We start from the raw sequence: 14,145 nt of genomic DNA, 5'->3' as shown, positions 1-14,145 counted from the left end.
ACCCAGGTGCTGCTGACCTGAGCGCCCGCCATCCAACTGCCGACCTGAACGCGAACCATCCACCCTCGAGCGCCGTTGCGCCGGCTGGTAACGCGTCCCCGGGCGGACCCGGTGGCCGGGGGTGGGCGGCTGGCGTCGTACCGTTCGGTGGTGAACAGTCGACCCGCTGCCGGCGGCGGCCGGTGGGTGGACGTCTCCCCGGCCCGGCTCGCCCGCTGGCTCGACGGTTTCGCGCAGCGGCACGGCGGGCCGCCGGAGGTGACCGCCGGACCGGACGGGCCGTGCCTGACCGCCCCGGACGGCACCCTCGCGGTGCTGCACCCGCCACCCGGCGTGCCAAACACCGGTGACCTGCCCGACTTCCTGGCAGCCGTCGCCGCGCCCCGGCGGCTGGGCCTGCTGCTGGCCCGCAAGGGAGCGGTGGCGGTCGGCGTCGCCGACGGCGAGCAGCTCGTCACCTCCAAGGTGGACAGCCGGTACGTGCAGGGCCGCACCGCCGCCGGTGGCTGGTCACAGCAGCGGTTCGCCCGACGGCGCGACAACCAGGCGAAGGCTGCCGCCGCAGACGGGGCGGAGCTGGCGGTCCGGCTGCTGCTGCCCGAGGCCGCCCGGCTCGCCGCGGTGGTGACCGGTGGCGACCGGCGGGCGGTGGAGACCATTCTGGCCGACCGGCGACTCGCCCCGGTGGCGGCGCTGCGGGCCGAACGCCTGCTCGACGTGCCCGAGCCCCGGCACACCGTACTCGTCGACGCGATCTCCGCCGCCCGGGCGGTACGCGTGCTGCTCCGCGACCCGTAGCCGGAATCCGTAGCCGCGATCCGTAGCCGGGATCCCCCGCAGGACAGCGCCCGGCGGGGGAGCGGATCAGTGGGAGAGCCTGTCAGTGGGAGTGCGGCTCAGCGGGCGGTGCCGAAGGTGTCGCAGGAGGTCGGGTCGCCGCTGGAGTAGCCGGTGCCGAACCACTTCTGCCGGTCGGCCGAGCTGCCGTGGGTGAACTGCGACTCGTCGATCCGGCCGCCGGACTTCCGCTGGATCGCGTCGTCGCCGATCGCCGCAGCGGTGTCCAGCCCCTCCTGGATGTCCTGATCGGTGAGACTCTTGAAGATCTTCACCCCGCGATCGTCGGCGGTGCCGGTGGCGTTGCGGGCCCACGCGCCGGCGTAGCAGTCCGCCTGGAGTTCCAGCAGCACCGAGAGGCGGTTGGCCTCGGCGGGGTTGGCCTGCCGCTGGTCGCGTACCCGCTGCTCGGTGCCGAGCAGGTCCTGCACGTGGTGGCCGTACTCGTGCGCCAGCACGTACGGCTGGGCGAACTCGCCGGGGGCGCCGAGCTGCTCGGCGAGTACCCGGTAGAAGCTCAGGTCGATGTAGACCAGGTCGTCGAGCGGGCAGTAGAACGGCCCGACGCCGGAGTCGGCCCGGCCACAGGCACTGCTCACCGCCTGCTCGAAAAAGACCGTGTCGGACGGCTCGTACGGCCGGTCGAAGTGCTCCGGCATCGCCCGCTTCCAGTACTCCTGGATGGAGTTGACGAAGAGGGTGTTGCGGCAGTCGAGCTGGCGCAGCGCGTCGGCGGCGTCGCAGCGCTGCTCCAGCGCGGTGTTGTCGCCCTGTTCCCCCTCGCCTCCGCCGGCGAGCTGGCTGACGCCGAAGCCGCCGCCGACCAGGGTGACCAGGACGGCGATGATCAGGCCGACTATGCCGCCCCGACCGCCGCCGATCGGAATCGGGATCCCGGCGATCCCGCCGCCGCCGGACCCGCGCCGGTCGTCCACCTGACTGGTATCGATCCGTGCGTTCTCGTTGAGTTCCATCACGTACCCCGATCGCCCTGATCGCCGATGCCTTCGCCCGATGTCACCTGCGCAGACCGACTGTCGCCGGTGTTGCCCGGTGTCGGGTTCTGTCGATACCCGGTGATCTTGATCGGTAATCCGGCACCGGTCCGGGCCGGTCGCCCGGTACAATCGCACCGTGCTGCTCTGCGAAGGCTGAACGCCCCGAGCCGACGGATCGTGATCCGCCGGCTCGTCCGTGTGCCCTGAGTCAGCCTTCGACCCCGAGAGCGAGTCCTCCGACATGATCACTGCGAGCGGCCTGGAACTCCGTGCCGGCGCCCGGATCCTGCTGTCCGACACCACGCTGCGCGTCCAGCCCGGCGACCGGATCGGCCTGGTGGGGCGTAACGGGGCCGGCAAGACCACCACCCTCAAGGTGCTGGCCGGCGAGGGGCAGCCCTATGCCGGGCAGATCGACCGGCGCAGCCAGGTGGGCTACCTGCCGCAGGACCCGCGCACCGGCGACCTGGGGGTCACCGCCCGGGACCGGGTGCTCTCGGCCCGGGGCCTGGACGTGCTGATGGCCCGGATGAAGGAGATCGAGGAGCAGCTCGCCGACGGTTCCGGCGACGACCGGCTGGTCCGCCGGTACGGCGCCCTGGAGGACCAGTTCGCCTCCCTCGGCGGGTACGCCGCAGAGGCCGAAGCGGCGCGGATCTGCGCCAACCTCGGCCTGCCGGACAGGGTACTGGCGCAGACCATCGGTACCCTCTCCGGCGGTCAGCGCCGCCGGGTCGAACTGGCCCGGATCCTGTTCCGGGACGCGGCAGCCAACGGCGGCGGGATCCTGCTGCTCGACGAGCCGACCAACCACCTGGACGCTGACTCGATCACCTGGCTGCGCAGTTTCCTCGCCGCGCACAAGGGCGGCCTGATCGTGATCAGTCACGACGCCTCGCTGCTGGAGGCCGTGGTCAACAAGGTCTGGTTCCTCGACGCCACCCGCTCGGTGGTGGACGTCTACAACGTCGGCTGGCAGAAATACCTGGAGCAGCGGGAGACCGACGAGCGGCGCCGCCGCCGGGAGCGGGCCAACGCCGAGAAGAAGGCCGGCGCGCTGATGGCCCAGGCCGACAAGATGCGGGCCAAGGCCACCAAGACGGTCGCGGCGCAGAACATGGCCCGTCGGGCCGAGAAGCTGCTCTCCGGTCTGGAGGAGGCCCGGGTCGCCGACCGGGTGGCCAAGGTTCGCTTCCCCAGCCCGGCGCCGTGCGGCAAGACGCCGCTGACCGCCGTCGGGCTGTCGAAGTCGTACGGCTCGCTGGAGATCTTCACCGACGTGAACGTCGCCGTCGACCGGGGCTCCCGGGTGGCGATCCTCGGGCTGAACGGTGCCGGCAAGACCACTCTGCTGCGGATCCTCGGCGGCCTGTTGGAGCCGGACACCGGCGAGGTCCGGCCAGGGCACGGACTGCGGTTGGGTTACTACGCGCAGGAGCACGAGACGCTCGACGTGGACCGCAGCGTACTGGACCACATGCGCAGTGCCGCCAGCGAGCAGTCCGACACCGACCTGCGAAAGATCCTCGGCGCGTTCCTCTTCTCCGGTGACGACGTGGAGAAGCCGGCCGGAGTGCTCTCCGGCGGTGAGAAGACCCGGCTGGCGCTGGCCACCCTGGTCTGCTCGGGCGCGAACGTGCTGCTCCTCGACGAGCCGACAAACAACCTGGACCCGGTGAGCCGGGAGCAGGTGCTCGACGCGATCGCCCGCTATCCCGGGGCGATCGTGCTGGTCACCCACGATCCGGGTGCGGTGCTCGCGCTCAAGCCCGACCGGGCGATCCTGCTGCCGGACGGTGACGAGGACGCCTGGAGCGACGACCTGCTCGAACTCGTCGAGCTGGCCTAGCAACCTCTTCGAGCCGACCTGGCGACCTCGATCGAGCCGGCCTGGCCACTCGGTCGAGCCGGCCTTGGCGATCTGGTCTTGCTGGCCTGGTCGAGCTGGCCTGGCGGCGGGGTCCGTCGCCGGCCTGCCGCCCGACGCGCGGTGCCGGCTGCGGTGGTCGCGGCGGATTCCGGGTACTGACCGACGACGATCCGGGATCGGTGCCGTCGAGCCCGTGTCGAGGTGCCGAAGTGGACACCCAGTACGACAATGTCTCGTGGTTGCCGGTGGCGGGCACAGACGGCAGTCGGCGAGCCCGGAACGCATTCTGCGGAATCCACCCCTACGGAATCCGAGCCGGGAACGAAAGCCTCCGCGACGTGAGCCGAAACTTGACGTCGGTGGAACAAAACTCGCCGAATGATGAGCCGAAACTCTCGTGTCGTGGAAGGAAACTCGACCGGGCGGCGGTATATCCGCCTCGGCCCGGCTCGCGTCCGGGCGGTTGCGGCTCGAAATCCCTGCTGACGTGCGGTGGAAGCCCGGATGGTGGATGCGGACCTCGCCGGTGGCGCAATCACTCAATCGGGAAACTGACAGTGCTGTGCGTGTCGGTTGGCGAAGAGTTGATATCTAGCGCATGATCGTTCGAGGCGGTCTAATAGGTGGGACCGTATCGAACCGCACAGTCTGGGACGTGAGGAATCAACATGGCAGCCACTGGCACAGCCACCAGCACTGAGAAGGGTCGCCGGATCGTCGGAGCCGAGCGCCAGACGCTCGCCAAGGACCTGGTCAAGCGGTATACCTCCGGCGAAAGCATCCGCGCCCTGGCGGCCTCGACCGGCCGTTCCTACGGGTTCATCCACCGGGTGCTCACCGAGTCTGGTGTACAGCTTCGTCAGCGTGGCGGCGCGCGTCGTCGGAAGAAGGCGTGATCCGTTCAGCAGCCTGGTCCGGACCCGTACGCCCACGGACTTCTGCATGACCGTCGGCGTACGACTCAATTGCGACGGGCCGGTCGCGACAGTGACGTTGTGCCGGCCCGACGTACTCAACGCACAGACGCCGCAGATGTGGCGGGCGATGCGCGACTTCTCCCGGGAACTCCCGGGTGACGTGCGCGTCGTGGTGGTACGGGGCGAGGGTCGGGCCTTTTCCGCCGGGCTCGACCTCTCCGTGGTGACCGGCCGATCCGGGGCGGAGAACTCTCTCGCCGAGATGGCCGCGTTGCCGCCCGAGGAGTGTGCTGAACGGATCGCCGGTTTCCAGGCCGCTTTCACCTGGCTGCACCGGCCCGACCTGATCTCCGTCGCGGCCGTGCAGGGGCACGCCATCGGGGCAGGCTTCCAACTCGCGCTCGCCTGCGACCTTCGGGTGCTCGCCACCGACGCCACCTTCGCGATGGCCGAGGTGACCCTCGGTCTGGTCCCCGACCTGGCCGGCACCAAGCGGCTGGTGGATCTGGTCGGCTACGCCCGCGCCCTGGAGATCTGCGTGACCGGCCGGCGGATCGACGCGACCGAGGCTGAGCGGCTCGGCCTGGCCACCGTGGTCGTACCGCCGGACGACCTCGACGCGGCGGTCCGGGACCTGACCGCGGCGATCCTGAGCGGCGGCCGGAACGCGGTGGTGGAGATCAAGGCGCTGTTGGCCGGCGCCTCCGGGCGCTCCCCGGCCGAGCAGCAGCGGGCCGAGCGCGAGGCGCAGGTCCGGCGTATGCGTGATCTTGTCGGAGCCGGCGAATAGGCTGAGCCCGACGGTGTGCGTGATCACGCCGACGGGGTGTGATCATGGGGGCGATTCGGGAAGAATCGCGCCGCCACTCCGGTTGTCGTAGTCGTCGAGGACGACTGGGAGGTCGCGCGTGGTGAACCCGATGGGTGCTGGTGCCAGCATGGGCGGTTGGAACATGCTGCGTTCGTTGCGCAACCGCGACGAGGTGACCGCACACCGGGTGAGCCGGCGCAGCGTCCGGCGGGTCGTCGAGTTCGCCCGGCCCTACCGGCGCGACATCGCGGTCTTCCTGGTCACGGTGGTGCTCGCCGCGATCATCGGGGTGGCGACCCCGGTCCTGGCCGGTGACGTGATCAACGCGATCTCGCGGGGCGGTTCCGACGCGGCCGACCTGGTCGTCCGGCTGGCCCTGGTGATCGCCGGACTGGCGGTGGTCGACGCGCTGCTCTCGCTGGCCCAGCGCTGGTATTCGGCGCGGATCGGCGAGGGGATCATCCTCAACCTGCGGACCCGGGTCTTCGACCATGTCCAGCGGATGCCGTTGCAGTTCTTCACCCGTACCCAGACCGGGGCGCTGGTCAGCCGGATCAACAACGACGTGACCGGGGCGCAGCGGGCCTTCACCAGCACCCTCTCCGGAGTGGTCAGCAACATCATCCAGCTCGTGCTGACCGCCGCCGTCATGTTCACGCTCTCCTGGCAGATCACCGCGCTCTCCCTGGTACTGCTGCCGATCTTCATCATCCCGGCCCGCCGGGTGGGGCGCCGGCTGGCGGAGATCACCCGGGAGTCGTACGACCTCGACGCCAAGATGAACGCCACAATGACCGAGCGGTTCGGGGTGGCCGGAGCGCTGCTGGTCAAGCTCTTCGCCCAGCCGGAGGTCGAGGCGCGGCGCTTCGGTGACCGGGCCGAACGGGTCCGCGACATCGGTATCCAGTCCGCGATGTACTCCCGCACCTTCTTCGTGGCGATGCTCCTGGTCGCCTCGCTCGCCCAGGCCCTGACCTACGGGCTCGGCGGCTGGCTCGCCGTCCGGGGTGACGTCAGCGCCGGCACGGTGGTGACGCTCGCCCTGCTGCTCACCCGCCTCTACGGCCCGCTGACCGCGCTGTCGAACGTCCGGGTGGACGTGATGAGCGCCCTGGTCTCCTTCGACCGGGTCTTCGAGGTGCTCGACCTCACCCCGTCGATCGCCGAGAGGCCGGACGCGGTGGAGATCCCGCGCGGTGCCGGGCGGCTGGAATTCGCCGACGTGCGGTTCCGCTACCCGTCCGCCGCCGAGGTCTCGCTCGCCTCGCTGGAGGAGGTCGCCACGCTGGACCGTACCGTCAACGAGCCGGTGCTGCGCGGCGTCTCGTTCACAGTCGAGCCGGGCCAGATGGTGGCCCTGGTCGGGCCCTCCGGCGCCGGCAAGTCCACCACCTCGATGCTGGTCTCCCGGATCTACGACGTGACCGACGGTGCGGTCCGGGTCGGCGGTGTCGACGTCCGGGACGCCACCGGAGACTCACTGCGCGACACCATCGGGGTGGTGACGCAGGACTCGCACCTGTTCCACGAGACGATCGCCGAGAACCTGCGCTACGCCAAGCCCGACGCGACCGACGACGAACTCTGGGCGGCGCTGCGCGGCGCCCAGGTGGAGGAGCTGGTCCGATCCCTGCCGGACGGGCTGGACACCATGGTCGGCGAGCGGGGCTACCGCTTCTCCGGCGGTGAGAAGCAGCGCATCGCCATCGCCCGACTGCTGCTCAAGGCCCCGTCGATCGTCATCCTGGACGAGGCGACCGCACACCTCGACTCCGAGTCGGAGGCGGCGGTGCAGCGGGCCCTGTCGGTGGCGCTGAGCGGGCGTACGGCGCTGGTCATCGCACACCGGCTGTCGACGGTACGGGAGGCCGACCAGATCCTGGTCCTCGACCGCGGCCGGATCGTCGAACGGGGCCGGCACGACGAACTGGTCGCCGTCGGCGGCCTCTACGCCGAGCTGTACCGGACGCAGTTCGCCGTCGTCGACTCCCCGGTCCCGTACGCCGACGCGGTCGGCCCGGAGCCGGTGATCACGATGCCCCGTCCGGACTACGACCCGGTCTGACCCACCTGCTCCAGGGTCGCCGCCCGAAGCGCAGCGAACTCGGCGGCCAACCCGGGGCCGGTGAAGTGCGCGTTCAGCCCGCTCGGGTTCGGCAGCACCCAGAGTCGCGCGTCGCCGATCGTCTCCGGTTGCCGGCCGATCCTCGCCGTACGCCGCTCGAACGCCGTCCGGTACGCCGTCACCCCGAGCACCGCCACCCAGCGGGGCCGGTAGCGGCGAACCTTCTCGACCAGCAGCCGGCCGCCCTCGACGAGTTCGTCCCGGGTCAGCTCGTCGGCCCGGGCGCTGGCCCGGGCCGCCAGATTGGTGATGCCTAGCCCGTAGCCGAGCAGTTCGGCCTGGTCGGCTGGATCGAGCAGGTGCGGTGTGAACCCGCCCTGGTGCAGCGCCGGCCAGAACCGGTTGCCGGGCCGGGCGAAGTGCCAGCCGGTCGCCGCCGAGTAGAGCCCCGGGTTGATGCCGCAGAAGAGCACCTCCAGGCCCGGGGCGATCAGGTCCGGAAGCAGCCGGTCGGCCGCCGCCGCCACCTCGGCCGGGGTCGGCCGGCGCCTGGCCCGGGGCGCTGCGGCCGGGCTCGGCCTGCGTCTGGCCGGTGGCGTGGTGGTCACGGTTGGCCGTTCTTCCGGGTCGCCCAGATCAGCGTCACCGCCAGGACGGTCACCACCAGGCAACCCAGCCCACCGACGGCGAGCACGATCAAACTGATGGTAAGGATGACATCCACCTCCCCGGCAACGGGTGGCAACTCTATCCGGATCGGTGCCGGCCGGTGTCCCGAGACAGTCAGAGGCCGCGCAGCGCGCCGCCGTCGACCGGGATGGTGACCCCGGTCAGATAGCTGGCGGCGGGGGAGAGGACGAACGCCGCCACCCGGCCGAACTCCTCCGGATCGCCGAGCCGCCGCAGCGGTATCGCCGCCTCGGCGTCGGCCCGGGCCCGCTCCGGGTCGCCGGTGGCGGCGAAGAGGTCCCGGTTACGGTCGGTCAGGATCCGGCCCGGAAGCAGACTGATCACCCGTACGCCGCGCGGGCCGTACTCGTCGGCCATGTCCTTGGCCACCCCGGCCAGCCCTGGCCGCAGCCCGTTCGAGATGCCGAGCCCTGGAACCGGTGCCCGTACCGAGGTGGAGAGGACCAGGCCGAGCGCACCGCCGCTCTGCAGTGCCGCCGCGATCGTCCGGGCAGCCCGGACGGTGCCGAGGAAGATGGTCTCGAAGGAGTCCCGCCACTGCGCGTCGGTGGCCTGGGCGACGCTTCCCGGCGGCGGGCCGCCGACCGAGACGAGTGCGCCGTCGAGCCGGCCGAACCGCTCCAGCGCGGTCTCGACCAGTCGGCTCGCGGTCTCCGGCGCGGCCAGGTCGGCTACCAGCCCCACCACCCGGTCCTCCGGGCCGAGCCGGCGCGCCGTCTCGGCCACCTGGTCGGGATCGCGTGCCGAGATCACGACCCGGGCGCCGTCGGCCACCAGGGCACGTGCGGTGGCGAGACCGAGTCCCTTCGAGGCGCCGGTGAGCACGTACGCCCGGTCCGCGAGTCCGAGGTCCATGGAAGGGATCCTATGACCCGGGCGGCGTCGAGGCGATCTTCCGTACCCGTGAGTGCCCGGGCTGAGCCGGGCTCGCCACCCTGCAGTCCCGAAATGTCGGCAGACTGGTTTGATCGGGTGTCATCCGAGGTCGGCGGGCGTGTTGGGGCCGTTCGGGGTCGGGTCCGGCCGGCACTTCATCAGCCGCATCGACGCCATCCTCGGCCGGCGGCGTTGACCGTTACAGCTCCCCGCGAGCCCTACGCGCGACCAGCTCCAGCACCGCGATCACTGTGCCGGCACCGACGATCTCACCCCGGGACACCAACTCGTACGCCTCGTCGAGCGGAATCCAGGCGACCTGCTCAGCCTCGTTCACGTCCAAGGGTGTGCCGATGTGCTCGGCCTGCCGAGACAGGAAGAGCAGGGTCTCGGCGTCGGCGAGTCTCCTCCTCGACGTCCCGTACCGCGCACTGCGCCGGGTGCTCCTCGTCGTCGACGTAGCCGCCGGGCAACTCCCACACCCACCGGTTGAACACGAAGCGGTGCCGTCGCATCAACAGCAGGCGCAGCTGATCGTCGAGTACGGCGACCATGGCCGACCGGGGAGCCCGGATCACGTACTGCTCGAAGCGAACTCCGTCGGGCAACTTCACCTCGGCAATGCTCAGCCGGGCCCGGCGGGTGTCGTCGACCACCCGCTCACCGTGGATGGTCCACCGGGTCATCTCCGCTGGTCCACGTTGCTCAGATGGTGCCTCGTCTTTGCGGGTTGATCGGGTGATCCGGTGCCGCCGGGTATCTCTGGGTCGGCGTTCTGACGTCGGGTCGGGTGCCGGGGTGGGGATACGCGCCGTGGAGACTGTCGAGCTGCCCCGCTTGTGTACCCACCCTCCCGGGCTGCCCGAACCCCCCGGGCCCGCCCGGCGGTCGACCCGAACCGCGGCACGCCGTCGGCAACCCCGACTCCCGCGCCCCGCTTGTGCACCCAGCTCGACAGTCTCCGCGCCGACCACCCCCGGCCCCGCCGCCGATCGCTCACGGCTTGAAACCGTGATCCGTCGGTGGCCTCCCGACTCTGTCGGGTAGCCGGATTCGAACCGACGACACTCTTCGTCTGGAACGAGAGGTCACCGACGGGCGGTGGCCCGGGAGCCGGGCACCCTGTACGCCCGTACCCGGCCGGCGATCTGCACCACCAGCGCGTCCGGAGTGCGGCGCAGCGCCGGCAGCCGGCGTCGGCGTGGGGGTGTGCGACCGTCGTACCACCAGCCGGCCTCCCGGATGGCGAGTTCCTCGGCGGCGGGCGCCGGCAGGGTCTTCTCGGCGGCCAGGTGCCGGGCCAGGTCCCAACCGTCCCGGATCGAGCCTGCGGTCGGGCGGCCCGCCGCCCAGGCCGCGAAGACGGCCCGCCAACTCCGGCCGTGCCCGGCGGCGAGCAGCGGCCAGTGCCGGGCGACCTCGCCGGCCCGCTTGTGCAGCAGCGCCGACCGGGCCACCCCGACCAGCCGGGCATCGAAGCCGGGCGGCAGCGGTGCCCCGGCGACCAGGGCGGCCACCAGCGCGGCCTGCCGGTCGGCCAGCGCGGCGGCCGACTCCGGCGGGGAGGCGTCGGTGACCATCGGGTGGCCACCGGCGGGAGCCGCACCCCGGCCCCCGTCGCCCGCCCTCGCTGCACGCTGATCGGTCATCGTCAGGTCACCGCCGGATAGCCGGCGGCGGCGGCGATCGCGTCCAGTTCGGCGCGGAGCGTCGCCGCCGGTGGATAGTGCCCGTCCCGCTCCAGCAGCAGCGCCGGCGGCCGGCGCCGGGCGGAGAGTTCGGCGACCAGGTCGAGTACCTCCGGTGGGACCGGGTCGGTGTGCGTGTCGTGGTAGATGCCGTCGCTGGCCGCGCCACCCGCGACGTGTACGTAGCCGATTCGTTCCAGCGGCAGCCGGTCGAGCAGGTCGAGCGGGTCGGTACCCCGGTTGCGGGCGTTGGCGTAGACGTTGGCGATGTCCAGCAGCAGCAGCGCGCCGGTACGGTCGAGGATCTCGGTGAGGAAGTCCGCCTCGTCCAGCTCGTCGTCCGGCCAGTCGAAGATGGCGGCGATCGGCTCCAGGGCGAGCGGGACGGCAAGTTCGGCCCGTACCCGGGCGACGTTGGCGACCACCGCGTCGACCGCCTCCCGGGTGCGCGGCAACGGCAGCAGGTGACCCGCCTCGATGCCACCGGCCCGGACGAATGCGATGTGTTCACTGGCCAGTGGGGCGTCCAGCAGTTCGGCGGCCCGGGCGAACTGGCGTACCCGGGCCGGTTCCACCGGTTCGGCGCCACCGAGGGAGAGCCGTACCCCGTGCGGTACCACGGTCACGCCGCGTTCGCGCAGCTCGGCGAGGCCGGGCGGTGGCCCGGCGGCGGGGATCGACTCGGCGATCACCTCGACGAAGCGCAGGCCGGGCAGTTCGGCGACGAAGCCGGCGATCTCGGGACGCCAGCCGATCCCCACGCCGTATCCGGCCGTCGTGACCGCCGCGCCGGGCACGGCGTCACCGGTCGTCATCCGCCGCACCCGCCGCAGCCACCGCACCCGCTGCCGCATCCGCCGGAGCCGCCACCACCGTCCCCGCCACCGGAGCTGCCGCCGCTGCTGCCGGTGGTCGTCGAGCCGCTCATCGTCCGCTGCACCTCCGCCTCCATCGCGAACGCCGGATCGAACCCGACGAGCGCGGCCGTGCCGAACAGGGCGATCCCCAGCGCGGCACTGGCAGCGCCATAGGTGGCGTAGGCCGGGGAGTATCTCGGTTCGAGGTGCCGGTGTTGCCGGCGCAGTTCACGCAGCAGTGCGCCCGCCGCCCGGGTCCGGTGCGGCACCGTGCGGAGCAGTACCACGCCGGTGGGCGCCAGCACCAGCAGGCTAAGCCCGAGGTAGCCGACCGGCTGGCCGCCGACCAGGCCGGCGACCAACCGGGCCACGCCGACCACCAGCAGCCCGAGCAGCACCACCGGCCCGATCCGGGCGGCCGGGCGGGCCGACCGGGGCAGCGCCAGGCCACTGCGGGCAAGTTCGGCGCGGAGCGCGGCGAGCGCCGCGAGGACCTCGGGATCGCTGTCGAGGGCCCGTCCGGGTACGCGCCGCGCGGCGGCCCGGTGCACGGCGGCGTCGAGCGGCGTCGCGGGTACCGGCAGCGGCCCGGTGCGCGCCAGCCGGCGCTGTGCCGTGGTGCCGACCGCCCCGGCCGCACGCAACCCGCCGAGGGTGGCGTGTACGGCCAGCCGGTCACCGCCAGCCAGCCAGGCGAGCTGGATGGGGTGCAGCCGCTCGGCTCCCGGTGGCCGGTGCCCAGCGAAGGCGACCCACCGGTGGAGCAGGGTGCCGAGCAGGACGACCCCGGCGATCGTCAGGTAGACGGTCAGGAAGACCGGCCCGGGTACGCCCCACGTCTCGGTCTGCGATGTCAGCGCGTCCATCCGGGTGCCTCCAGGCGTACGGGCGGCGGAGTGTCACCATTGTGGAACGGCTGCGCCAGTCGGCCCGGTCGCGATTCGGCAAACCTCACGAGTGGTCCGGTACATCCTCACGAGCAGTCCGGTGCAGCCTCACGAGCCGACCCGCTTAGCCCTCCGGTCGGCGGACCGCCTCCTCGACCAGGTCCAGCACCGGGCCGAGGTCCCCGGCCGGGCGGGCCATCGCCAGTTGCAGCACCAGGCCGTCGTAGGCCAGCTCCAGGAACCGGGCCAGCGTCTCGATGGGTACGTCGTCGCGCAGCACCCCGGCGTCCCGCTGCCGGGCCAGCCGCTCCCGGGTGGCCTCGGCGAGACTCGCCGACCGTTCCGCCCAGCGCTGTGCGAACTCGGGATCGGTGCGCAGTCGCCGGGAGACCTCGAGCTGGCTGCCCAGCCAGCCGGTGGTGTCGGGGGAGGTGGCACCGGCCAGCAGGTCCCGCATGACCTGCACCAGACCGTTGCGGGCCACCGTGGCGACCATCGCGGCGGCGTCGTCCTCGGCGACGGCGAGGAAGAGGGAGTCCTTGTCCCGGAAGTGGTGGAAGATCGCTCCCCGGGAGAGCCCGGTCGCCTCTTCGAGCCGGCGCACCGTGGCACCCTCGTAGCCGTGTCGGGCGAAGCAGGCCCGGGCCGCGCCGAGAATCTCCTGACGGCGGGCGTCGAGCTGGTCCTGACTTACCCTGGGCACCATCCGATCGTGCCAGGCGGCGTGGCGGTATGCAATCCGTACGTACGTCTTGGACCGCCGACCGCCGTCCCCACCGGGCCGCTCAGTCGGGCCGGCGTCCCACCATCAGGGCCTGGGCGCCCCGGCCCAGTTGACCGTCGGAGTCGGAGAGCACCGTCTCGGCCAGCCCGGACCCGTACCCGTCCAGGGTCGTACCGGCCCGTACGTGCAGCCACTCCTCGGCCGGCTGCCGGTGCAGGTGCACAGTCAACTCGGTGTTGATGAACCACCACCGCTGCATGTCCAGCAACCGGCTCAGCCCGTTGCCGGAGTCGGCGAGCAGGGCGACCCGCTGCACCGGGCTCGGCTCCTCGCCGGCCACCAGCGGGATCCGTTGCCGGGCCCAGGCCGAGGCCGGGCCGGGACGCTCGAAGTGGCCCTCGACGAACCGCCAGTCGATTGCCCGCAGATAGCCGATCTGCCAGCGTGGCTCGGTGAACCGGGACGGTTGGGCCGGTCGGGGCGGCGGTGCCAATGCAGCGGTGAGCACCTCGGCGGGCAGGTCGACCGGGGTACGCCGGATCCGCCAGACCCGGGCACGCAGCGCCACCCGTCCCGCCGCGTGCAACTCGGCCTCGACCAGTTCCACCGAACGGCCGGGCCGGGCCACGGCGGCCCGTACGGAGACCTCGGCCACCGGTACGGCGCCGAGGAACTCCAACGTCAGCCGGCTGACCTGTGCCGGCCCCTCCAACGAGCTGGCTACCCGTTCCACGGCCCTCGCCAGCAGCGCGCACGGCGGTCCGCCGTGTTGCAACCCACTGCTCCACGGGCCCTCGGTGGCCGGAGTGGCGAGGTACCGCTCGGGATCGTCGGTGGGTAGGTAGAAGGCGTCGGGCACGGGCCGATTTTCCTCTCCGGCGCCGGTTTCGCAAGATCGGGGCGGCTCCGCCGCCCGGTTATCATC

13 protein-coding genes and 1 pseudogene are annotated in these 14,145 nt (G+C 72.0%); 5 read left to right on the top strand and 9 right to left on the bottom strand.

Features of this window, described 5'->3' with window-relative positions; translation table 11 throughout:
- Nucleotides 1–150 precede the first annotated feature (150 nt).
- The gene (locus CLT71_RS10780; protein WP_101371333.1) at nt 151–798 is read left to right on the top strand and encodes an acVLRF1 family peptidyl-tRNA hydrolase; all 648 of its coding nucleotides are present in this window, start codon (nt 151–153) and stop codon (nt 796–798) included.
- A 98-nt stretch (nt 799–896) separates the two neighbouring features.
- Here CLT71_RS10780 and ypfJ read toward each other — a convergent pair whose 3' ends face one another.
- On the bottom strand, nt 897–1,811 hold the full coding sequence (gene ypfJ / locus CLT71_RS10775) for a KPN_02809 family neutral zinc metallopeptidase (RefSeq protein ID WP_101366994.1): 915 nt from the start codon (nt 1,809–1,811) through the stop codon (nt 897–899).
- A 265-nt stretch (nt 1,812–2,076) separates the two neighbouring features.
- On the opposite strand from ypfJ, the gene CLT71_RS10770 reads away from it, so the two are divergent.
- From CLT71_RS10770 to CLT71_RS10750, 4 genes are all read left to right on the top strand, one after another.
- Nucleotides 2,077–3,684 carry an ABC-F family ATP-binding cassette domain-containing protein gene (locus CLT71_RS10770; RefSeq protein WP_101366993.1) on the top strand — a complete coding sequence of 536 codons (1,608 nt, stop codon included), beginning with the start codon at nt 2,077–2,079 and terminating at the stop codon, nt 3,682–3,684.
- Nucleotides 3,685–4,373: 689 nt separating this feature from the next.
- A complete protein-coding gene (locus tag CLT71_RS10760; RefSeq protein ID WP_007462679.1) occupies nt 4,374–4,601 on the top strand; it encodes a helix-turn-helix domain-containing protein in 228 nt (75 codons plus the stop codon).
- Nucleotides 4,602–4,647: 46 nt separating this feature from the next.
- Nucleotides 4,648–5,412, top strand: a complete 765-nt coding sequence (locus tag CLT71_RS10755; protein WP_101366991.1) for an enoyl-CoA hydratase/isomerase family protein — start codon at nt 4,648–4,650, stop codon at nt 5,410–5,412.
- Between the two features lie 130 nt (nt 5,413–5,542).
- Nucleotides 5,543–7,498, top strand: coding sequence for an ABC transporter ATP-binding protein (locus CLT71_RS10750; RefSeq protein WP_199187571.1), 1,956 nt, complete (start codon nt 5,543–5,545; stop codon nt 7,496–7,498).
- Here the strand turns inward: CLT71_RS10750 and mug are convergent.
- The 8 genes and pseudogenes from mug to CLT71_RS10710 all read right to left on the bottom strand — a co-directional run bounded on the left by mug (nt 7,483) and on the right by CLT71_RS10710 (nt 14,079).
- Nucleotides 7,483–8,106 (bottom strand): G/U mismatch-specific DNA glycosylase, encoded by a 624-nt coding sequence (mug, locus tag CLT71_RS10745; protein ID WP_101366989.1) that lies wholly within the window; start codon nt 8,104–8,106, stop codon nt 7,483–7,485. The two genes, CLT71_RS10750 and mug, sit on opposite strands and share 16 nt — an antisense overlap.
- Nucleotides 8,107–8,281: 175 nt before the next feature.
- Complete coding sequence (locus CLT71_RS10740; RefSeq protein ID WP_101366988.1) at nt 8,282–9,043, bottom strand: SDR family oxidoreductase; 762 nt, start codon at nt 9,041–9,043, stop codon at nt 8,282–8,284.
- Between the two features lie 220 nt (nt 9,044–9,263).
- Nucleotides 9,264–9,750, bottom strand: a pseudogene (locus tag CLT71_RS10735) (NUDIX hydrolase).
- Between the two features lie 402 nt (nt 9,751–10,152).
- Nucleotides 10,153–10,644, bottom strand: coding sequence for an SCO6045 C-terminal-like domain-containing protein (locus tag CLT71_RS10730; RefSeq protein ID WP_101371332.1), 492 nt, complete (start codon nt 10,642–10,644; stop codon nt 10,153–10,155).
- 71 nt (nt 10,645–10,715) lie between these two features.
- The gene (locus CLT71_RS10725) at nt 10,716–11,567 is read right to left on the bottom strand and encodes a multinuclear nonheme iron-dependent oxidase (protein ID WP_101371331.1); all 852 of its coding nucleotides are present in this window, start codon (nt 11,565–11,567) and stop codon (nt 10,716–10,718) included.
- Nucleotides 11,564–12,475: a TIGR04222 domain-containing membrane protein gene (locus CLT71_RS10720; protein WP_101366987.1), complete on the bottom strand. Its 912-nt coding sequence runs from the start codon at nt 12,473–12,475 to the stop codon at nt 11,564–11,566. The genes CLT71_RS10725 and CLT71_RS10720 overlap by 4 nt, the downstream gene beginning before the upstream one ends.
- A gap of 145 nt (nt 12,476–12,620) precedes the next feature.
- A complete protein-coding gene (locus tag CLT71_RS10715) occupies nt 12,621–13,199 on the bottom strand; it encodes a TetR/AcrR family transcriptional regulator (RefSeq protein WP_101371330.1) in 579 nt (192 codons plus the stop codon).
- An 82-nt stretch (nt 13,200–13,281) separates the two neighbouring features.
- Entirely contained in the window at nt 13,282–14,079 is a 798-nt protein-coding gene (locus tag CLT71_RS10710) for a thioesterase family protein (protein ID WP_101366986.1), read from the bottom strand.
- Nucleotides 14,080–14,145: the final 66 nt, after the last annotated feature.

The organism is Plantactinospora sp. CNZ320 (assembly GCF_002846275.1).
The sequence above is the reverse complement of the archived record's forward strand: the minus strand, read 5'-3'. Positions and strand labels throughout refer to the sequence as shown.